Below are 18,734 nucleotides of genomic sequence, written 5' to 3' on the forward strand. Positions count from 1 at the left end.
CGAAGATTATCATCGGCTAATGTCGTATCACTGATGGCAGGAACAGACGGCTTGATCAAGGCGGATATGTGACACGACAGTTAGGGTTAGGACACTGCCGGACCCCGGACAATCCCGGATGAGGCCGGATGTGGCCGGATGAAACCAAGGAAATTCGCCGTTCGCGGCGCAGGCGACGGGCCAATCGTTGTCGTTGGACGGTGTGGTGACCGCGACACTTAAACCGACCGGGCGCGACACATAGTTCTGGCCCGGAAATTCGGCGCGGCCACCACCGCCCTCGATCATCCGCAGCAGGTGCATACGATTGACGCGACGGCGCGCATCAGGTGCAATGTCGGCTGGGGCAGTCCAAACGACCTTCACGCCAAGCGTTTACCTTCGTCGGACGTAGGATTCGGTGACGGCGCAGCTAGCAAACGGCGCCGTAACTGGCCGGCGGCGAGGCGCAAAGCGCCCATCTTCTCTTCCCAACTCTCCAAGCCAGCAGCGGCGATCTCGTTGTAGATCTCCGCGGTGACCCGGCCCATGTCGCGTGGGCCAATCTTGGCGCCGCACTCGGCGTAGACCGTGGTGACGACTTCGTTGATCCGGCCGTTCAACTCGGCGTCAAGAACCGCGAACGCATTGAGCAAAAAAGCCCCAGAGCCGCAGGTTGGGTCAATGATCGACTCTCCGGTCTGCATCGCGCCGCTCCCCGTCAGGAGCCAATTGATGCTGTAACCCCTTCGGGCGATCCATTCGAGCAAATCATTTGAAGGCTGCCGCTTGCCTGTCGCATAGCTGCTGTAGGTACGAAGTGGCACGCCAGATTGAGCGGCAATTTCGGCCTGGGTCAGTCCCATTGAAGCTCGAACCTGCTCAAGTCTCTGCCCGACAGTCATGGCGTCCAACCTGCGTAGTCCAGGTTGGACGCCAACGTCCAAGCTGGGAGCGGCCCCAATTTTCCTGAAAAACCGTTGAAAAACAAAACGGTGCCAAAAAAGGCCGAAACGTGCGTGCGCCCATAGGTTGGACGCGCTGCTTTGCGCTTGATGCGCCATTTTGTGCGTGTTATATCCCTTGTCATGTCCACCGTACCTACAAGCAACCAAGTCCCAAAAGAACCCGCCAGGCGGCGGGTGTGGATACTGGGCGAACTTCGCCTCCGGGGCACCTCGTTGCGCCGCCTTGCGGCGGAACACGGGGTTTCCCAGCAGGCTATGAGCCACGCGCTGATCGCCTCCTCCTCGCATTTGGAGGCAGTCATCGCCGAAGCCATCGGCCTGACGGCCCAGCAGCTGTTCCCTGAGCGATTTGACGAGCAGGGGAACCGACTGAGCTGGACCCGTGAACAGCAGCGTATCACGCGTCAATTCGGGCGCAATGTCGAAGAAGGGCGCGCAGCATGAACACCGCGCCAATTTCCACCGCGACGTGCAACTGGAAAGCCTCATACGTGGCGCTGGCGGCCCTGCTGACGCGCCGTCGTGCCGCCCTGCGGATCAGCCAGGAAGTCCTGGCCGATCAACTGGGCGTCGGCCGTTGCACATTCCAGCGGTGGGAGAGCGGCGAGATCGATCCGCCGGCCATGCGGCTGTTCCAGTGGGCCTCCCTGGTGGGCGTGAACATTGCGCCAGATATGGCGCAACCGGCTTCGGGGAGGGCGGCGTGATCGCCGCTCTCGCCCATACCCTTTCCCTCCCCGGAGGGAAAACCCGCCGGCCTGCTGGCCGGCTGCGGCAGGGCATTGCCGCGCCTCCCAAACTCAAGGCCGGACGCGACAGCGCGCAAATCGTCGCGTCCGGCTTCTTTTTGGGAGCTGTCAACGACAACCTCCTGGAGGCACCAATGACCAGAGCCCAAAAGGGCCGGCGCCGTGCAGCCGATCCCCGTCAATTCGATTTCATGCAGCTGCTGGAGGCGGCGGTCGAACTGCCCCCGACGCAGGAACCCCGACGCGAAGCCGGGGCGCTCGACCTGGATCAGCGCCTGCGCCGGTTGCTCAACGACGCCATCAAAGCCGGCCCGTACTCCGACCGCGAGGCCCTGGCGGAAGCGATCAGCTTCCACGCCGGGCGGACGGTGACCAAGGCGATGATCGATTCTTGGACCGGGGCCGGGCGACCGCACCGCCTGCCGGCCGACCTGGTGCCGGCGATCTGCGTGTCGCTCGGCAATTCGATCCTGCTGCATGGCCTGGCGGAAGCCTCGGGCTGCGCGGTGGCCGAGAGCGCCGAGTTGATTCGCTCCCGCCTCGACCGCTTGGCCCTGTTCATCCGCTTCGCCAAGGCCGAACAGCGCCGCTTGATCGACAGCGCCCCCCTGTTCCAGGAGGCGCGCCATGGATGACTGGCGCAGCGCGGGGGAATGGGCTGAGGCCGCCAAGGCGGCCGGCGTCGATCCCGACATGATGCCCCTGAGCGGCCGGCGTCTCAGCGACCACGCGAAGGCCAGCAACTGGCCTTGCCGTCCCCGCACCAAGAGCGGCGGTGGGGTCGAGTACCACATCACCGCCCTGCCGGTGGAGGCCCGCCTGCTGATCTCGCGCCACGAGCTGGCCGAGGCGGTGCAGGCCGGCCGCGCCGAGGGGATGCGGGCGGTCTTGCAGGAGACCATGGACGCGCGGTCGAAGCTGGCGGCCAGGACCGCCGGGCTGGCCGAGTTCATGCGCCTGTCGCCCGCCCAACAGCGCGAGGCCGAGGCAAAGGCCGCGGTGATCGACGCCTGCGCGGCGTTCGTGCGCCGCCTCGGCCTGCCGGCCAAGCGCGGCACCGAGATCTTCGCCACCGAGTACTCGGCCGGGCGCATCCCGGTCGAGGATTGGGTGCGCGACGAGGTGTCCAATTGCTGCCGGGGGTCCATCGAGAACTGGCGGCGCGAGCTTGACCGCCACGGCCTGTCCGGCCTGGCCGCCAAATACGGTCAGCATCGCAAGGGCGCCGGCAAGATCGACAGCAATCCGGCCATGAAGCAGTTCCTGCTGGGCATGCTGGTCGACCACCCGCATGCCGGCGCCGGCTTGGTGATGAAGGGCCTGCGCGCCCGCTTCGACGCCGACGAGATCCCCGACCTCAGGTCCGTTCAACGCTGGTTGAAGACCTGGAAGGAGGAGAACGAGCAGGTCTACACGGCGGTGGTCAACCCCGATTCCTGGCGCTCGAAGTTCCAGGCCGCCGGCGGCGACGCCGACGCCCACATCGTGCGGATCAACCAGCGTTGGGAGCTGGACAGCACCAAGGCCGACCTGATGCTGGCCGACGGTCAGCGCCACGTCATCGTCGGCGTGATCGACGTGTTCACCCGCCGGATGAAGTTGCTGGTCAGCCGCTCCAGCTCGGCCGCCGCGGTGGCGGCGGTGCTGCGGCGGGCGCTGTTGGACTGGGGCGTCCTGGAACAAGCCGGCACCGACAACGGGTCGGACTATGTCAGCCGCCACATCAAGCGGGTGTTCGCCGGCCTGGGCGTCGATCACGACGTGGCGCCGCCCTTCACCCCCGAACACAAGCCGTTCATCGAGCGCGGCCTGGGCACCTTCAGCCACGACCTGGTCGAGCTGTGCGCCGGCTACATCGGCCACAGCGTGGCCGAGCGCAAGGACATCGAGGCCCGGCGCAGCTTCGCCCAGCGGCTGATGCGCCAGGGCGAGACGGTCGAGCTGCGCATGACGCCCGACGAGCTGCAACAGTTCTGCGACGAGTGGACCGAGAACGTCTACGGCATCGAGCCCCACTCCAGCCTCAAGGGCAAGTCGCCGTTCGAGATGGCTGCCTCGTGGACCGGCCCGGTCCCCACCATCAGCGACGAGCGGGCGCTCGACGTGCTGCTGGCCGAGGCCCCCGGGGATGGTGGCTTCCGCACAATCACCAAGAAGGGCCTGCGCATCGACAACGCCCTGTTCGAGGCTCCCGCGCTGGGCGGCCTGGAAGGCAGCCGGGTCAAGGTGCTGCTGGACGAGGCCGATATCGGCCGGATCTACGTCTTCGACGAGGACGGCGATTACGTCTGCACCGCCGAATGCCCCGAGCGCACCGGCATCAGCCGCAAGGAGCTGGCCAGCGCCCGCAAGGCCCACCAGAAGAAGGTGGTCGCCGAGGAGAAGGCGGCGCTCAAGGCTGCCGCGAAGGCCGCCGGCACCAAGGACATCGTCCGCGAGATCCGCATCGAGCGGGCCGAGGCCGCTGGCAAGCTGGCCCGCCTGCCCCACGCCAAGACCGTGCACAGCACCCCCGCCCTGACCCAGGCCGGCAAGGCCGCCCGGCACGGAAAAGCCCCCGCGCCCACCCCGGTGTCTGCGGCCCAGCAGGCGCGCATCGCCCAGCTGGAGGCCGAACTGGCCGCCCCGGCGTCGGCGGAGGTGGTGCAGTTGAACACCAAGACCGCGCAGTTCTCCCGTGCCGTCGAGTTGGAGCGCCGTCTGGCGGCCGGCGAGGCGGTGGCGGCGGCGGATCGGCGCTGGCTCGACAACTTCCGCGCCGGGCCGGTCTACCGGTCGCGGATGCGGATCATGCAGGAGCACGGATTGGAGGCCGCACTGGCGGTCTGAACGGAAAACGGCGGCCACCCTGGCCGGTGACCGCCGCTGATCAGGAAACCCTATAGCGAGGTTCAAGATGACGATTGATGTTTCCCCCGTCAACACCATTGCGCCGCTGCGCAATGTCGCCATGCTCGACGAACTGATCGAGCGCATCCTCGGCCGCGCCGAGAACCTGCCGGGCTTCGGCTGCTACTTCGGCCCCTCGGGCTACGGCAAGAGCTTCGCGGCGATGTACGCCGCCAACCGCCACCGCGCCTACCACGTCGAGGTGAAGTCGGTTTGGACCAGGAAGCACCTGTGCGTCTCGATCCTCAAGGACATGGGCATCCAGCCGGCCAAGACCATCCCCGAGATGGTCGAGCAGATCGGCGAGCAGTTGGCCCTGTCCGGCCGGCCGCTGATCATCGACGAGGCCGACCACCTGGTGGACAAGGGCCTGATCAACACGGTCAAGGACATCTACGAGTGCAGCCACGGCACCATCGTGCTGATCGGCGAGGAGTTGCTGCCGCACAAGCTGAAGTCCATCGAGCGCGTCCATGGCCGCATGTTCGACTGGATCGGCGCCGAGCCGGGCACCATCGCCGACACCAAGCACCTGGCGCGGCTCTACTGCCGCGGCGTCGCGGTCGCCGACGATCTGGTGGCCAAGCTGCATGACGATTCAGCCGGGTCGGTGCGCCGCATCTGCGTGAACCTCGCCCGCGTCCACGAGGCCGCCATCGGCGCCGACCTGCACGAGATGGACCTGGCCGCCTGGGAGCGCCTGGGCGGGGTGTTCTTCACCGGCAACCCGCCGGCCCGGAGGACTTTCTGATGCACCCGGGTCGCAAGCCCGTCCACCTAGTGGCGGCCGGCGGCAAGCCGCAGGGGCGCCAGGGCATCTGGGAAGCGATCCGCGCCGCCCGCGAGTCCTTCACGCTGCCCGGCCTGGTCGCCGCCACCGACATCCACCGCGACACTGTCCGCAGCTACCTGCGCGGCCTGGAGGCGGCCGGCTACATCGTGGCGCTGGACCGCCCCAACTTCGCCGACGGCGCGACCAAGGTCTACCAACTGGTCCGTGACGTTGGCGTCGAGGCGCCGCGGGTGACCCGCGACGGCAAGCCGGTGACCCAGGGGGCCGCCCAGGAACAGATGTGGCGGACCATGAAGATGATCCGCGGCGACTTCAGCTGGCGGGATCTGGCCATCGCCGCCGCGACCGCCGAAACCCCGGTGGCCGAGGAGGCCGCCAAGGATTACTGCGCCAACTTGGCCAAGGCCGGATACCTGGCGGTGGTCACCGTCGGAAAGGGCGTGGTCGGCGCCGGAAAGGCGGGGGGCGTGCCCACCCGCTACCGCTTCAACCGCGCGAAGAACACCGGCCCCAAGCCGCCCATGGTGCAGCGGGTGAACAGCGTGTTCGACCCCAACCTGCGCCGGGTGGTGTGGATCGAGGAGGTGCGCCATGACGGTTGACGTCAAGACCACCGCCCCGGCGACCGCACTGGGGCGCGCCCGCTTGGCCTGGGGCGACGACATGCCGGCCTGGATCGAAGCCCTGGCCAGGGCCTGCGACGAGGCCAGCCAGAAGAAGGTGGCGGCCCGCGTCGGGTACTCGCCCGCGACCCTCTCCTACGTCTTGAACGCCCGTTACACCGGCGATCTCGGCGCCGTTGAACAGGCGGTGAAGGGTGCGCTGATGGCCGAGACCGTGAACTGCCCGGTGGTGGGCGAGCTGGCCTGCGATGCCTGCCTTGTCCACCAGAGGGCGCCCTGGGCGCCCCACAATCCGCAGCGCATCGCCTTCTATCGGGCCTGCCGCGCCGGGTGCCCCAACTCCCGCATCGGAGGTGGCAATGCTCAGTAACAAAATCGAGGCGCTGCGCGAGCGCCTGGTCATCTACAGGGGCGAGGGTTTGGTCCTGGAGCCGCAGGGGGTGGACACCATCTGCGCCATGCTGGCCGCCTTCGCCTATGACGCCCGCCAGTTGGAGCAGTCGGCGGTGTCCGATCTGGCCAAGGCCGGCGACGACTTGCCCGAGAACGTGGTGCAGATCGCCACCGTGCTGGCCCGCAAGGGCGTCCGGGTCGGCCCGCGCCCTATCGGCGGGGGAGACGCGGCATGACGGCGCTCCCCTTCACCGCGGAGACCGTGTTCCGCTTCCGCGACGGCCGCGACGAGATCGCCGCCACCGCCGTCGGCGCCCTGGGGCTGCCGGGGCGGTCGCGGGTGGTGCTGATCGACACCGCCGAACGCCATTGGGTGGTCGAGGTCAGCGCCGATGGCCGGATGACCCAGGTGGTCGCCGGCCCGATCACCGGCGGCGAGGCGCTGCACGCCGCCGAAAAGGTGATCGCCGGCATTCCCGACCACGGATCGGCTACCGCCCTGGTGCAGATGCTCGCGGTCGGCCTGGTCGCCAGCACCCTGGCCTTGACCCAGGCGGAAGGGAGGGCGGCATGAGCACGCCCCGCCTCAGCATCGCCTTCGTCCAGCACCAGGTGGCCAAGGCGTTTGGCATCGATCCCCGGATGATGACCTCCAGCCAGAGGGCCAAGAAGCTGGCCCGCCCGCGCCAGGTCGCCATGTGGATCGTCGCCCGGATCATGCCATCGCTGTCCATGCCGCAGATCGGCCGCGCCTTCGGCAACCGCGACCACACCACCGTCATCCACGGCGTGCGCAAGATCGAGGAGATGCGCGGCAACGACCCCGCCTTTGCCGAGCTGGTGGACGGCCTACGCCTGTCCATCGTCCAGCAGGTGACCGCGCAGATCGGCGCCGACCAGCTCGCCGCCGAACGCATGGCGGTGTGCGTCGCCGACGCCTTCGAGGTGGCCGCCCTGACCCTGGCCCGCACCGATCCCGAGGCGGCGATGCGGGCCTTCGCCCCGCTCGCGCAGGCCCTGCTTGGCGGTTCTTCCCTGCAATCCGAAGAGGCCATGCCATGCGGATGACCGCCCGCCATTCCTTCCGCCGCGCCCGCCGATTGGTGCGCACGGCCCTCCATTGGGCGACCGCGCCTCTGCGCGTGGCCGGAGCCCTCGTTCTTCTCGCCTTCAAGACCTGCTGAAAGGACCAACACCCATGGCGAAAGCCGCAACCCGCATGAAAGTCGCCGCCGCCGCCTTCGCGGTCCCGCAGACCGCCGAGGAGGCCAACGACTTCGTCGCCAAGCTGGGCGCCGCCCAGCGCGAGCGCACCCTGATCGAGACCGCCATGAACGACGAGCTGGCCGCCGTGAAGGCGCGCCACGAGGCCGAGGCCAAGCCGTTCAAGGACGAGATCGAGGCCCTGACTCGTGGCCTGCACACCTACGCCGAGGCCAATCGCGACGCCCTGACCCGGGACGGCAAGGTCAAGTTCCACCGCTTCGCCGCCGGCGAGATCGCGTGGCGCACCCGGCCGCCCAAGGTGACCGTCCGCGGCATCGACACGGTGGTGGAGGCGCTCAAGCGCCTGGGCCTGACCCGCTTCCTGCGGGTCAAGGAAGAGGTCAACAAGGAGGCCATGCTGGCCGAACCCGAGGTCGCCACCACCGTCGCCGGCGTCACCATCGGCAGCGGCGGCGAGGACTTCATCGTCAAGCCGTTCGAGACCGAGCTGGAGGAGGTGGCACCATGAGCACAACCATCTTCGCCTACTGCTATGCCAGCGGCCAGATCGAGTTCGGCCCGCGTGTCCCCCAGGGGGCGCTGGCCATCGCCAAGGGGCGGGAGGACGCGCTCCGCGACCTGATGTGCGGCACCTCCCGCCACGCCTATGACGGCGAAACGTTGCTGGTGCCGGGCGTGCCCGAGGCTCCCAACCAGATGGCCGCGGTGGAGAAGCTGATCGCGTTCTGCGACTGGCTCGCGGAGCGCAACACCGAGGGCGTCGAGATCTGCGGCGCCCGGAAGAAGCGGTCCCCGGCCGCCCATGTCACCACCGGCACCGGTGCGGCCATGCCGATCTACGGGGAGGGCTGAGGCCATGGGCCGCCTGCTCGACGCCCTGGTGGCACTCGACAACGCGGCCCGCGTGGGTGCCCGCGTGCTCGGGACCACCAGCGGCGTGGGCCAGCAACTCCAGCAGGCCGCCGCCATCGTGCGGCGCGAGCTGGCGCCGCGCGCCCTGGCCGAGGAGGCGACCCATCCCTTCGATCCGAAGACCGACCTCAAGCGCATTTTGGCCGCCGCCAGCGCGGCCGGCCTGGAGTGGCCCGACATGGTCGAGGCCCTGAACACCTTTCACCAGCAAAACCTTGGAGCCTGACATGACCCATATCGATACCCCTGTTCCCGACACCATCGGCACGCCCTATGGCGGCGGCTTCTACGCCGGCGAGTTCCTGCTCGACGGCAAGCTTTACGCCCTGATCGTCGCGCCGAAGGCGGAGGGCGAGACCACCGCCCAGTTCAAGACGCGCAACACCGTCACCAAGGGTGCCCGCTCCCTGCGGGACGGCCTGGCCAACTCCAACGCCATGGCGAACGGCAACCACCCGGCTGCCGCCTTCTGCCGGGATCTGGAGATCGGCGGCTTCACCGACTGGTATCTGCCCAGCCGGCACGAGGCAGCGCTCTTGGCGGAAAACCTGATGCCCGGCGAGGGCTACGTGCCCGAACAGACCACCGCCGAGGCGTTCAAGAAGGGCGGCGCCGAGGCGTTCGCCCAGGACTGGTACTGGACGAGCACCGAGTTCGGTTCCGGCTCGGCGTGGGTCCAGCTCTTCGACACCGGCTACCAGGGCAGCTACGGCAAGGACTGGAGCGCCCGGGTCCGGGCCGTCCGCAAATGCCCCCTTTGACCTTCACCACTTCTTCCCCGGCCGCTTGGGCGGCCGGGGCCACCGCTTGAACTTTGGAGATTGAGATGACCCATATCGACCCCAGCATCACCGGCACCCTTCCCGCCATCGGCGCCCCGTTCGGCGGTGGCTATTTCGCCGGCATCTACCTGGAATACGGCGCCCTGATGGCGCTGATCGTCGCTCCCAAGGACGAGGGCGAGGCCGAAAGCCTGGAATGGGGGCCGAGCGGCAAGACCGACGCCCGCTCGCTGATCGACGGCCTGGCCAACTCCGAGGCCATCAACGACGGCGCCCATCCGGCCGCTCAGTTCTGCCGGAGCTTGCGGATCGGCGGATTCGACGACTGGCACCTTCCGGCGCTGGATCAGATGACGGTGTTGCGCGCCAACCTGACCCCGGAGAACGACCACGTCCCGGAGCAGACCTCTGCCGAGGCGTTCAAGGAGGGCGGTTCCGAGGCGTTCGAGATCGACGACTGCTACTGGACGAGCACCGAGTGGGGTTCCGGCTCGGCGTGGGTCCAGCGCTTCGGCTACGGCAACCAGGACGGCCACGGCAAGGGCTGGAGCGCCCGGGTCCGGGCCGTCCGCAAATATCCCCTTTGACCTTCACCCCTTCTTCCCTGGCCGCTTCGGCGGCCAGGGCGGCTGACGCCTGAGGAGATTTTGCATGGCGCGCACCACTGAACTGGCGATCTACCGCCCGGCCTACGAGCTGTTGCAGCTTCTCGCGAAGCTGACGCAGCAGTACCCGCGCGGCTATCGCCAGGGACTGGGGCGCGAGGTCTTCGCGGAAGGACAGGCGGTGGTGGTTCGGATTTTCCGGGCCAACTCCGCCGGCCCGGACAGCCGCCCTTCGGTGCTCGAAGACCTGCGGGAACACCTGGAGACGCTCAAGCTGTTGCTGCGGCTCTCCAAGGACCTGCACCTGATCGCCTCGGCGTCATATGGGGCCACGGTGGAACTCACCGACGCCATCGGTCAGCAGGCGTCGGGATGGCTGAAGTACTCAAGGAGCCGTGCCTGATGCTCGAAGGTCAAGGCCTTCCGGCCTGCGCACATCATTTGGTCGGGGTAGCGGCGGCGTCGATGCAATTGGTCGTCGCTCCAGGCGCCATCGTGGATACGGCGGGTGCTCCCCCGCGCGTCCCGGCGCAGCTCGGCCGGCGTCGATGCCTTCGGCAATCGCCGGCCCGGCCTGTACACCCCCGACAGATCCGGCTCGGCGTGGGTCCAGAACTTCAACAACGGCAACCAGAACAACAACAAGGACTGGAGCGCCCGGGTCCGGGCCGTCCGCAAATGATCATCCAGCAGCCATCCGAGATCACCGTGGCCCAACTTTTCGAGGCCTATTACGAGTGCCGCCGGCATAAACGCACCACGCGCTCGGCGCTGGCCTTCGAGGTCGCGCTTGAGGCCAACCTGATGCAATTGCTGACCGAGCTGCGCGCCGGCACCTGGTGGCCGGCGCCGGCCACCGTGTTTGCGATCACGCGCCCGAAGCCCCGCGAGGTTTGGGCTGCACAGTTCAGGGACAGAATCGTCCACCACCTAGTCTACCGTGCCATCAATCCGCTGTTCGAGCCGGCCTTCATCGCCGACAGCTGTGCCTGCATCAAGGGGCGCGGCACCCTCTACGCCGCCGACCGCCTGGAGCGCCACCTACGCTCGGTCACCGAGGGCTGGAGCAAGCCGGCCTATTACCTGAAAGCCGACATCGCCAACTTCTTCGGCTCGATCCGCCACGACGTGCTGTTCGCCATGCTGGCGCGCCGGATCGCCGACCCCACCATGCTGGAGCTGTGCCGGCGCCTGGTGTTCCAGGACGTGCGCCAGGGCGCCATCGTCCAGGACGCCGCCGGCACCCTGGCCCGTGTTCCTTCGCACAAGAGCCTGTTCCAGACCCCGGCCGGCATCGGCCTGCCCATCGGGAACCTCAGCAGCCAGTTCTTCGCCAACGTCTACCTCGACCCCGTCGACCAGATGGTCAAGCGCCGCCTGAAGCTGCGCTACGTCCGCTATGTCGACGACATGGTGATAGTCCACCAGGATCCCAAGGTGCTGCTGGCCGCCGCCGACGCGATCCGCGCCCACCTGTCCGGCCTCGGCCTGCACCTGGCCGAGAGCAAGACCTTCGTGGCGCCGGTCGAAAAGGGCGTCGATTTCGTCGGCCACGTCATCCGCCCGCACCGGCGCTCCGCCCGGCCGAAGACCCACCGCGTCGCCCTGGCGCGGATATCCACCATGCCGAAGGCCGAGGTGCCCGACAGCGCCACGTCCTATCTCGGCCTGTTCCGCCATTCCGGCAGCCGCGCGCAGATCGCCGCCGTCGCCCGTGTCGCTGTTCGGCGCGGTTTCCGGGTGGACCGCGAACTGACCAAGGTGGTCGTGAAACGAAAGGTCTCCAAAAAATGACCATCCAGAACACCAGTTCGGCCGTCATGTCCCAGCGCCGCTCGCCGCCGCGGGCGCTCGACTACTTTCCGACGCCGCCCTGGGCGACCCGGGCACTGCTGGAACACGTCAATATCCGTGCCGGGTCCGGCGGCCAAGGCGAGGGTATGGTGCCTTGGGAGCTGCTGACGGCCTGGGAGCCGGCCTGCGGCGAGGGACACATGGCCCGCGTGCTGGCCGAACGCTTCGGCAAGGTGGTGGCCAGCGACGTGTTTGACTACGGCATCGGCGCGTCGGTCTACGATTTCCTCGGCGCTGGCGGCCTGGCCGCCGCCCCGCCGCCGGTGGAGCGGCCGGACTTCATCATCACCAACCCGCCGTTCTCGGTGGGCCAAGCCTTCGTCGAGCGCGCCCTGGAGATCGCCACCCACGGCGTCGCCATGCTGGTGCGCACCGCGTTCCTCGAATCGGCTGACCGCTACGACCTATTCAAGACTCATCCCCCGTCGGCCGTCGCCCAGTTCTCGGGCCGCGTGCCCATGGTCATGGGCCGCCTCGATCCCGCCGCCAGCAGCGCCACCGCCTATTGCTGGATCGTCTGGCGGCCTCCCGTGCTGAAGTGGGCGCGGGACAAATACGGACACACGGGCATCATCGCCCCCCACCTGTTCTGGATTCCCCCCGATGCCCGCGCCCGGCTGGAGCGCCCCGGCGACTATCCGGCCCAGGCCGAAGGAGGCTTGCTGTGACCCCTTCAACGGACGTTCAACAGGCCCGGAAAGCGTGGTTCGCGGCCTGCCGCGAGATCAAGCTGGGCGACGAGGAGCGCAAGGCCATCCAGTCGCGGATCTGCGGCAAGGACTCGGCCAGCACCATGACGGCCCGGGACTTCACCAGATGCCTTTCCGACCTCAAAGACCGGGGCCTGTGGAAGCCATCGCACGCCCGCAAGCGGGCCGGCAACCGCCCCATGGCGGCCGATCCCCAGTCGGCGAAGATGCGGGCGCTGTGGCTGGCGCTCTACCACCTGGGCGCCGTCCGCGATCCGGCGGAATCGGCGCTCACGGCCTTCGCCAAGCGGATGACCGGCAAGGACGCCCTGCAATGGCTCGACATGAGCCAGGGGAACCGGGTGATCGAGGCGCTCAAGGATTGGTGCGTGCGGGAAGGATTCTCACCGTCCCGTGACGGGACGGTGTCGAAGCAACTGCTGCTCTATGCGCTGTGGGCCAAGCTCCACGCCCTGGGCGCCGTGCGGATCGCCGACACGGCCGCGCTGGACAACTGGCTCACCACCGGCCGGATCTCGCCGCACACCACCGCGGTGACGATGCTGTCCGAGCAGCAGCTCGACCAGGCCGCCGAAAAGCTCGGAACGTGGGTGCGCCGGGCAGCGGCCGGGAGGAAGAATTGACCTCGGCGCATTCACACCTTGGGCTGATAACCGGGCGGCAGCATGGGCATGTCGTCCTCGGTTTCGCGCAGTTCCTCTTCGCTGAACTCGTACTGGCAGAAGCGGCAGACCCTGGCCGCCGCCTTGATGGTCTCGGCGCAGCGCGGACAGGTCTTGCTATGTGCGACTTCGGCTGCTTGCCGCTGCTGCGCCTGGACATCCTTGAGATTGGACGCCAGCGCCACATGGATAAGCGCGACCGGCCACAAGAGCAGTCCATAGATGAGCCAGGCGCCTGCACTTCGACCTTTGTTGCTGGCGATCAGCGCGACGATCACTGCGAAGACGATCCAAATCAGAGCGACACCCATCACCGACATCCCCCTTTGATTGCCGGTCCAGTTTGCCACCCGCCCGCGTTGTGGTCGAGCCAGACGAGAGGATGATCATGCACGACGAAGATGCGGTCTCATGGGATGACCTGGTCGCCATCATGGGGCGTGCCAATGCAGACAACCTTTCAGTCATGCGGGGCGGTCGCAACATTTACGTCCCCCATCAACCCGGGTTGAACAGCCCTTTAGTGGCGGCGGTCGGGATGGAGGCCGCCAACGCCATGGCTGCCCGCCATGGCGGCAACGTCATCACCGTGCCCATCAACGCCGGCAAGCGCGTCCGCATCCGTGCCCTGAAGGCCGAAGGGCGCAGCAATAGCGAGATCGCCGCCGTGCTCCAATGCACCGTGAGGTTCGTCTACAAGGTTCTGGCGGAAGATCCCGAACCCGAGGCGCCCAGCAACCAGCTTGCATTCGATTTGTGAAGCTGAGAGGCTGTCCAGCAGCAGGGAACGCCTGCGGATGAACGAGTTCATCCTGAACGTAACTCTCCCCGCCAGTTAGCGTCGATCCGGTCAACCAACCGGAGAGCGCACCCGTGCCCGACATCCAGCGCCCCACCAGGGGATTGAAGAACCGCAACCCCGGCAACCTGCGCTTCAACCCTGCCGTCAAGTGGAAGGGTCTGACCGGCCAGGACAACAAGGGCTTCTGCGTCTTCAACAGCGACGAAGCCGGCATCCGCGCCGCCGTCATCGACCTGCACACCGACTACGTCCGCGATCACCAGTGCAGTGTGCTGGCACTGATCGCCGAATACGCCCCGCCGGTGGAGAACGACACCAAGAACTACGCCAAGTTCGTAGCCGACCGCCTGGGCGTCGATCCGCTGGCCACCATCCCGTTCACCCCCCACACCGCCGAAGAGCTGATCCGCGCCATCATCAAGATGGAGAACGGCATCCAGCCCTACCCGGATGCGGTGATCGTCGAAGGCGTCGCCGCCGCCTTCGCCCAGTTCGCCCCCAAGACCATCGGGGCCAAGGCATGACCGGACCTTCCCACCTGCTCGCCGCCTCCATCCCGCTGCTGGTCATGATCGGCGGCGGGCTGATGGCGTTGGCGGTGCGCGTCGTTCTCAACCGCTTCTCCCGCCGGCCTGGCGCCGGCCCCAACCCCGACCAGGAGTGCCGCCCGTGAAAGGCTACCGCACCGTGATCTTCAACGTGCTGATGGGCGTGGTGTCGCTCGTCGGCCTGCAGGTTTCCCCCGACACCGTCCAGCATTGGGCCGGCCTGGTGGTCGGCGCGTGGATGGTGGGCGGTATCGTCCTGCGCTTCATCACCACCACCCCGGCCTTCAAGACCGCCATGCCGGTCGAGGTGCAGCAGCTGGCGCAGCTGATCGCCGCCAATCTGCCCGGCGGCACCGCCGAACCCACCGCCGTCGCCGACCTGACGCCCATCCCGGCGCCGGCCGAGGGCGCCGCCACCATCACTGGCCCGCCGGGCGACCTGGTGGCGCTGGCCACCGAGATCAGCCAGGCCCTGTCCACCATCCAGCTGGTTCACGACCAGGCCATGGGCAACTTGGCCCAGGCCCACCAGGCGGTCTCGTCCGCCCTGCCGGCGGCGCTGGCGGCCATCCAGTCGGACACCACCGCGCTCGGTGGTGGCGGCAAGGGCGGTGGTGGCATTGGCGGTGGCTCCCAGCCCGAGCAGCTGCAGGAGGCGGCCCATGCGTAAGGTCGCCCTGATCGCCGCCTCGCTGGCTGCCGCGCTGACCCTTTCCGCCTGCGACACCGCCCGCAACGCGGTCGAGGCGGCCAAGCCCAAGACCTCGGCCCAGGCGGTGTGGGAAGCCCGCGCCCTGTTCGACGCCGGCCCGCTCAACGCCGCCGCCGCCTATGCCCGCCTGCCGGCCTGCGCCAGCGATGGCCAGGCCAAGGCGCCCTGCGCCAAGCCCGAGGTGGTCGGCCAGCTGTCCAAGGCCGCCACGGCGGCCCTGGCAGCGTTCGATGCGGCCGAGGCCACCGTGCGGGCCAATCCGCAGACCGACGCCGATCTGGCGCTGGCCGGCACCGTCAACGCGGTGCAGGCGGTCAAGACCATCCTCGACACCTACGGCATCAAGTGAGGTCCGCATGAACGCGCTGTCCTTCATCGAGCAGCTGCTCACCCTGATCCCGCTGGCGGTGTCCGTCGGCGAAAACGTCGCCGACCTGGTCGACCGGGGCAAGGCGGTCATCGCCACCGCCGACGACCCCACCGCCGACGACTGGGCCTTCCTGCACCAGTTGGAGGCCAAGCTGGCCGCGCAGATCGACACCGCCGCCGCGGCCACCGTCTCGGGCCATGGCTGATCTCGCCGACCTGGCCAAGGAACGCGAGGAAGCGAACCGGGAGGCGGCTCTGGCCGCCTTCCGGGCGCGCGCCCGGCCCACGGGCGAAAGTGCCTATTTCTGCCGTTCCTGCGGCGAACGCATCCCCGACGAGCGCCGCGCTGCGGTCCCGGGGACCAACCATTGCACGTTCTGCGCCCAGCAGATCACCGCGGCTTCGCCGCATTCCATTCGATAGGCGCTGGACGCGCCGGGGGAACGATAGATGCATTTGCCGGAATGGACCGACATCGGGTTGAAGGTCGCCGAAATCGTCGGCGCGTTGCTGGGAACCATCGGCGGCGTGCTGATCTGGATGGTCCGACACACCCTGGTGAGTCAGGACGATCTTCGCGCCCGCTTCGAGGAGCACGACGAGGACCACAAGGAACTGGACAAGCGCCTGGTGGACGGCGAGCGCCAGTTCGCCGCCATCCTGGCCGACCTGGAGCACCTGCCCGACCACGAGGACATTGCCGATCTCAAGGACCGTATCGGCGCGGTGGAAGGGTCGGTCAAGGCCCTGGGCGCCACCATCGACGGCCTGAAGGAGGTTCTGGAACGTGTCGAGCGTCCGTTGAACATCCTGGTCGAGCACCACATGAACGGAGGCCGCAAGTGACCGCCGGCGACGATATCCGCGCCGATCTGATCGGCTCGCGCCGCACCTTCATCCTGCGCCTGCTGGTGGAGGCCGACGGCTACGTCAACGAAAGCATCCTGGTGAAGCACGCGCTGAAGGCCAATCCCACGGCCTCGCGCGAGGACATTCAGTCCGACATTACGCATCTGATTTCCGTCGGCTGTGTGTCCGAGGAATGGATCGAGACCCCCGACGGGACCAAGGCCATCCGCAACATCTCCATCACCTCTCGCGGCGAGGATGCTGCCCACGGCCGTCTGGCGGTCCCCGGTGTGTGGCGCTCCCGCTGGCAGCGGGGGTAAGCCATGCCGCTGCCCAGCAAGGCCGACCGGCTCCCACCCCCCCTCCGCGAGGCGCTGGCGAACCTGTGGTTTGAGCAGAAGTACAGCCTCGACCAGATCCTGGCGCACCTCAACGCCCTGGCCCGTGGCGAGCGGTCCATGCTGCCTCCCGAACTGGCCGCCGCCCCGGCGATCCCGCCCGAGGCGGTCCCCGGCCGATCCGGCCTTCATGCCCATCTCAAGGGCGTTTCAAAAGCGGCTGAGAAGGTCCGCCGCAGCCGGATGGCGGCCGAGGTGCTGGCCAGGGAGTTCGGCGACGCCAGCGACGACAAGGTGGCACAGGCCAACTTCACCATGCTCCATACGGCGGTCAATGACATCTTCATGGCTGCTGCCGAGGCCGAGGGCGACGAGGACGGGCCGCCGGTCACCATCGACCCGAAGTCGGCGATGATGTTGGCCATCACGCTGGAGAAGACAGAGGGAGCCAAGAAGAAGCACGCGGATCTGCGCGCCCAGATCCGCAAGGAAGCCGCCGCCGCCGCTGTGGCCGCAGCCGACAAGGCCCTGGGCGAGGTTCCCGACCGCGCGGCGGTGCTCAAGCGCATCCGCGAGGAAGTGTACGGGATCGTCGGCGAATGATGGCGGCTGTCCCCCTTCACCTGTACCAGCGGGATTGGTTTCTGGACCGCTCCCGCTTCAAGATCGGCATGTTCGCCCGCCAGACCGGCAAGACGTTCACCACCACCCTGGAGATCGTCGACGACTGCTTCGAGGCGTGGGCGCAGGGCCAGCGGGCGCGCTGGGTCATCCTGTCGCGCGGCGAGCGCCAGGCCAAAGAGGCCATGGATGCCGGCATCAAGCTCCACGCCCAGGCATACCAGATGGGTATCGAGAGCGAGGTCACCTACGACTGGCGGCCCGAGGACAACCCGGATGTTTCCTACACCCCCGGCAAGCTGACCTTCGCAGCCGCGCCCGCCGCCGGCGCCGCCATCGAGGCCGACTTCTCCTACTACTTCCCGTGCTTTTTCGAGGAGGACACGCTCGACTTCGCCAAGTTCATGCACGCCTGTTACCGCGCCGACAAGGTCGCCTTCCTGTCGGAGAAATAGCCATGCAGCCCCACACTCCAGAACTGAAGGCGCTGCTGGCCACCCGCCGGTTCTTCCGCGCCGACCTCTACGTGATCTTTCTGCCCGACGGCACCACGCTGCGCTACAGCGGCGCCGACTGCGACATCTTCGCCGAGGGCGGGGTCTGGCCATGCGGCGGCGCCGTCGGCCCCTATTTCGGCCGCACCGGCAACCGGCCCAAGATCCACCAGAAGCTGGGCACCGACGTGGACAACATGGTGGTCGACGTGCTGCCCGGCCGCGCCACCATCCTGGGCGTTCCCTTCCTGACCGCCGTCCAGCAGGGCCTGTTCGATGGCGCCTGGCTGGAATACCGCAAGGCGTACATGCCGACGGTGGCCGATGCCCGCTATTGGCCGCTGCGCACCACCGGCACCGTGCGCCGATTCCTCGGCCGCATCGCCGAGGCCGACGCCGGCGGATCGGTGGCCACCTTCACCGTCAACAGCCCCATGGAGCTGCTGCAGAAGCCGCTGCCCCGCAACCTGTACCAGCCCGGCTGCCAGAACGTGCTGGGCGACCTGGCCTGCGGCAAGGATCTGGCGGCGCTCACCGTTGCCGGAATCGTCCTGCCGGGCTCGACCGCCATGATGCTGCAGGCCGATCTGGCCGGCGCCGACGGCTGGTTCGACTTGGGCACGGTCACCATGGCCACCGGCGAGATGCTCGGCCAGTCGCGCACGGTGCGCCGCTGGGAGGACGGCACTCTCAGCCTGGTGACGCCATTTCCGTCGATCCCGGCCACCGGCGACGCCATAGCCGTGATCCCGGGCTGCGACGGCTCGCTGGGGCCTGCCGGCTGCCCCAAGTTCGCCAACCTCGCCAACTACCGGGGCCACCCGTTCGTGCCCCCGCCCAGCACGGCCAACTGAC

General features: G+C 68.0%; 36 protein-coding genes. 33 read left to right on the forward strand and 3 right to left on the reverse strand.

Annotated elements, in window-relative coordinates:
- Positions 1-27: 27 nt before the first annotated feature.
- A complete protein-coding gene (locus AMB_RS24780) occupies positions 28-366 on the reverse strand; it encodes a hypothetical protein (RefSeq protein WP_011382886.1) in 339 nt (112 codons plus the stop codon).
- Positions 363-1,184, reverse strand: a complete 822-nt coding sequence (locus AMB_RS26240) for a helix-turn-helix domain-containing protein (protein ID WP_231848951.1) — start codon at positions 1,182-1,184, stop codon at positions 363-365. The genes AMB_RS24780 and AMB_RS26240 overlap by 4 nt, the downstream gene beginning before the upstream one ends.
- Between AMB_RS26240 and AMB_RS25520 the strand changes: the two genes are divergently transcribed.
- The 21 genes from AMB_RS25520 to AMB_RS23130 all read left to right on the forward strand — a co-directional run bounded on the left by AMB_RS25520 (position 1,068) and on the right by AMB_RS23130 (position 13,107).
- The gene (locus AMB_RS25520; protein ID WP_231848952.1) at positions 1,068-1,391 is read left to right on the forward strand and encodes a helix-turn-helix domain-containing protein; all 324 of its coding nucleotides are present in this window, start codon (positions 1,068-1,070) and stop codon (positions 1,389-1,391) included. The genes AMB_RS26240 and AMB_RS25520 overlap by 117 nt on opposite strands.
- Entirely contained in the window at positions 1,388-1,654 is a 267-nt protein-coding gene (locus AMB_RS02295) for a helix-turn-helix domain-containing protein (protein WP_011382888.1), read from the forward strand. The genes AMB_RS25520 and AMB_RS02295 overlap by 4 nt, the downstream gene beginning before the upstream one ends.
- A complete protein-coding gene (locus tag AMB_RS02300; RefSeq protein WP_011382889.1) occupies positions 1,651-2,331 on the forward strand; it encodes a hypothetical protein in 681 nt (226 codons plus the stop codon). Before AMB_RS02295 ends, AMB_RS02300 begins: the two co-directional genes overlap by 4 nt.
- Positions 2,324-4,525: a Mu transposase C-terminal domain-containing protein gene (locus AMB_RS02305; RefSeq protein ID WP_011382890.1), complete on the forward strand. Its 2,202-nt coding sequence runs from the start codon at positions 2,324-2,326 to the stop codon at positions 4,523-4,525. The genes AMB_RS02300 and AMB_RS02305 overlap by 8 nt, the downstream gene beginning before the upstream one ends.
- Before the next feature lie 67 nt (positions 4,526-4,592).
- Entirely contained in the window at positions 4,593-5,336 is a 744-nt protein-coding gene (locus AMB_RS02310; RefSeq protein ID WP_011382891.1) for an AAA family ATPase, read from the forward strand.
- Positions 5,336-5,980 carry a hypothetical protein gene (locus tag AMB_RS02315; protein ID WP_011382892.1) on the forward strand — a complete coding sequence of 215 codons (645 nt, stop codon included), beginning with the start codon at positions 5,336-5,338 and terminating at the stop codon, positions 5,978-5,980. The genes AMB_RS02310 and AMB_RS02315 overlap by 1 nt, the downstream gene beginning before the upstream one ends.
- Positions 5,970-6,371, forward strand: a complete 402-nt coding sequence (locus AMB_RS02320; protein ID WP_011382893.1) for a hypothetical protein — start codon at positions 5,970-5,972, stop codon at positions 6,369-6,371. The genes AMB_RS02315 and AMB_RS02320 overlap by 11 nt, the downstream gene beginning before the upstream one ends.
- A complete protein-coding gene (locus AMB_RS25525; protein ID WP_011382894.1) occupies positions 6,361-6,630 on the forward strand; it encodes a hypothetical protein in 270 nt (89 codons plus the stop codon). Before AMB_RS02320 ends, AMB_RS25525 begins: the two co-directional genes overlap by 11 nt.
- Positions 6,627-6,968, forward strand: a complete 342-nt coding sequence (locus AMB_RS25530; protein ID WP_011382895.1) for a hypothetical protein — start codon at positions 6,627-6,629, stop codon at positions 6,966-6,968. Before AMB_RS25525 ends, AMB_RS25530 begins: the two co-directional genes overlap by 4 nt.
- Complete coding sequence (locus AMB_RS25535) at positions 6,965-7,462, forward strand: helix-turn-helix domain-containing protein (RefSeq protein WP_011382896.1); 498 nt, start codon at positions 6,965-6,967, stop codon at positions 7,460-7,462. The genes AMB_RS25530 and AMB_RS25535 overlap by 4 nt, the downstream gene beginning before the upstream one ends.
- Entirely contained in the window at positions 7,453-7,578 is a 126-nt protein-coding gene (locus tag AMB_RS26705) for a hypothetical protein (protein ID WP_269446053.1), read from the forward strand. Before AMB_RS25535 ends, AMB_RS26705 begins: the two co-directional genes overlap by 10 nt.
- Positions 7,579-7,592: 14 nt before the next feature.
- Positions 7,593-8,129, forward strand: a complete 537-nt coding sequence (locus AMB_RS02340) for a host-nuclease inhibitor Gam family protein (RefSeq protein WP_011382898.1) — start codon at positions 7,593-7,595, stop codon at positions 8,127-8,129.
- Positions 8,126-8,473, forward strand: a complete 348-nt coding sequence (locus AMB_RS02345) for a hypothetical protein (RefSeq protein WP_011382899.1) — start codon at positions 8,126-8,128, stop codon at positions 8,471-8,473. The genes AMB_RS02340 and AMB_RS02345 overlap by 4 nt, the downstream gene beginning before the upstream one ends.
- 4 nt (positions 8,474-8,477) lie before the next feature.
- Positions 8,478-8,759: a hypothetical protein gene (locus tag AMB_RS02350; RefSeq protein ID WP_011382900.1), complete on the forward strand. Its 282-nt coding sequence runs from the start codon at positions 8,478-8,480 to the stop codon at positions 8,757-8,759.
- A 1-nt stretch (position 8,760) separates the two neighbouring features.
- Positions 8,761-9,294, forward strand: a complete 534-nt coding sequence (locus AMB_RS02355) for a DUF1566 domain-containing protein (protein WP_011382901.1) — start codon at positions 8,761-8,763, stop codon at positions 9,292-9,294.
- Between the two features lie 65 nt (positions 9,295-9,359).
- Positions 9,360-9,902, forward strand: a complete 543-nt coding sequence (locus AMB_RS02360) for a DUF1566 domain-containing protein (RefSeq protein ID WP_011382902.1) — start codon at positions 9,360-9,362, stop codon at positions 9,900-9,902.
- Positions 9,903-9,966: 64 nt separating this feature from the next.
- Positions 9,967-10,323, forward strand: a complete 357-nt coding sequence (locus AMB_RS02365) for a four helix bundle protein (RefSeq protein WP_011382903.1) — start codon at positions 9,967-9,969, stop codon at positions 10,321-10,323.
- A 105-nt stretch (positions 10,324-10,428) separates the two neighbouring features.
- The gene (locus AMB_RS26245; RefSeq protein ID WP_231848953.1) at positions 10,429-10,602 is read left to right on the forward strand and encodes a hypothetical protein; all 174 of its coding nucleotides are present in this window, start codon (positions 10,429-10,431) and stop codon (positions 10,600-10,602) included.
- Complete coding sequence (locus AMB_RS02370) at positions 10,599-11,714, forward strand: RNA-directed DNA polymerase (protein WP_148207261.1); 1,116 nt, start codon at positions 10,599-10,601, stop codon at positions 11,712-11,714. The genes AMB_RS26245 and AMB_RS02370 overlap by 4 nt, the downstream gene beginning before the upstream one ends.
- The gene (locus AMB_RS02375; RefSeq protein ID WP_011382905.1) at positions 11,711-12,442 is read left to right on the forward strand and encodes a class I SAM-dependent methyltransferase; all 732 of its coding nucleotides are present in this window, start codon (positions 11,711-11,713) and stop codon (positions 12,440-12,442) included. The genes AMB_RS02370 and AMB_RS02375 overlap by 4 nt, the downstream gene beginning before the upstream one ends.
- A complete protein-coding gene (locus AMB_RS23130) occupies positions 12,439-13,107 on the forward strand; it encodes a regulatory protein GemA (protein WP_011382906.1) in 669 nt (222 codons plus the stop codon). Before AMB_RS02375 ends, AMB_RS23130 begins: the two co-directional genes overlap by 4 nt.
- A gap of 11 nt (positions 13,108-13,118) precedes the next feature.
- Here AMB_RS23130 and AMB_RS02385 read toward each other — a convergent pair whose 3' ends face one another.
- A complete protein-coding gene (locus AMB_RS02385; RefSeq protein ID WP_148207263.1) occupies positions 13,119-13,457 on the reverse strand; it encodes a zinc ribbon domain-containing protein in 339 nt (112 codons plus the stop codon).
- A gap of 77 nt (positions 13,458-13,534) precedes the next feature.
- On the opposite strand from AMB_RS02385, the gene AMB_RS02390 reads away from it, so the two are divergent.
- The 12 genes from AMB_RS02390 to AMB_RS23135 all read left to right on the forward strand — a co-directional run bounded on the left by AMB_RS02390 (position 13,535) and on the right by AMB_RS23135 (position 18,733).
- Positions 13,535-13,906 carry a hypothetical protein gene (locus tag AMB_RS02390; RefSeq protein WP_011382908.1) on the forward strand — a complete coding sequence of 124 codons (372 nt, stop codon included), beginning with the start codon at positions 13,535-13,537 and terminating at the stop codon, positions 13,904-13,906.
- Between the two features lie 113 nt (positions 13,907-14,019).
- Positions 14,020-14,472, forward strand: coding sequence for a hypothetical protein (locus AMB_RS02395; RefSeq protein WP_011382909.1), 453 nt, complete (start codon positions 14,020-14,022; stop codon positions 14,470-14,472).
- Entirely contained in the window at positions 14,469-14,621 is a 153-nt protein-coding gene (locus AMB_RS25540; protein WP_011382910.1) for a hypothetical protein, read from the forward strand. The genes AMB_RS02395 and AMB_RS25540 overlap by 4 nt, the downstream gene beginning before the upstream one ends.
- Positions 14,618-15,166: a hypothetical protein gene (locus AMB_RS02400; RefSeq protein WP_011382911.1), complete on the forward strand. Its 549-nt coding sequence runs from the start codon at positions 14,618-14,620 to the stop codon at positions 15,164-15,166. Before AMB_RS25540 ends, AMB_RS02400 begins: the two co-directional genes overlap by 4 nt.
- Entirely contained in the window at positions 15,159-15,557 is a 399-nt protein-coding gene (locus tag AMB_RS02405; protein WP_011382912.1) for a hypothetical protein, read from the forward strand. The genes AMB_RS02400 and AMB_RS02405 overlap by 8 nt, the downstream gene beginning before the upstream one ends.
- Before the next feature lie 7 nt (positions 15,558-15,564).
- Positions 15,565-15,783 carry a hypothetical protein gene (locus tag AMB_RS02410; protein WP_011382913.1) on the forward strand — a complete coding sequence of 73 codons (219 nt, stop codon included), beginning with the start codon at positions 15,565-15,567 and terminating at the stop codon, positions 15,781-15,783.
- A complete protein-coding gene (locus AMB_RS02415) occupies positions 15,776-16,000 on the forward strand; it encodes a TraR/DksA C4-type zinc finger protein (protein ID WP_011382914.1) in 225 nt (74 codons plus the stop codon). The genes AMB_RS02410 and AMB_RS02415 overlap by 8 nt, the downstream gene beginning before the upstream one ends.
- Positions 16,001-16,027: 27 nt before the next feature.
- Positions 16,028-16,423 (forward strand): hypothetical protein, encoded by a 396-nt coding sequence (locus tag AMB_RS02420; protein ID WP_011382915.1) that lies wholly within the window; start codon positions 16,028-16,030, stop codon positions 16,421-16,423.
- A complete protein-coding gene (locus AMB_RS02425; protein ID WP_011382916.1) occupies positions 16,420-16,746 on the forward strand; it encodes a hypothetical protein in 327 nt (108 codons plus the stop codon). The genes AMB_RS02420 and AMB_RS02425 overlap by 4 nt, the downstream gene beginning before the upstream one ends.
- A 3-nt stretch (positions 16,747-16,749) precedes the next feature.
- Positions 16,750-17,367, forward strand: a complete 618-nt coding sequence (locus tag AMB_RS02430) for a DUF3486 family protein (RefSeq protein ID WP_011382917.1) — start codon at positions 16,750-16,752, stop codon at positions 17,365-17,367.
- A complete protein-coding gene (locus AMB_RS02435) occupies positions 17,364-17,840 on the forward strand; it encodes a DUF2460 domain-containing protein (RefSeq protein ID WP_043743232.1) in 477 nt (158 codons plus the stop codon). Before AMB_RS02430 ends, AMB_RS02435 begins: the two co-directional genes overlap by 4 nt.
- Positions 17,841-17,842: 2 nt before the next feature.
- Complete coding sequence (locus tag AMB_RS23135; RefSeq protein WP_011382919.1) at positions 17,843-18,733, forward strand: DUF2163 domain-containing protein; 891 nt, start codon at positions 17,843-17,845, stop codon at positions 18,731-18,733.
- The last annotated feature ends 1 nt before the right edge of the window (position 18,734 follow it).

This window comes from Paramagnetospirillum magneticum AMB-1 (genome assembly GCF_000009985.1).
GTDB lineage: Bacteria > Pseudomonadota > Alphaproteobacteria > Rhodospirillales > Magnetospirillaceae > Phaeospirillum > Phaeospirillum magneticum.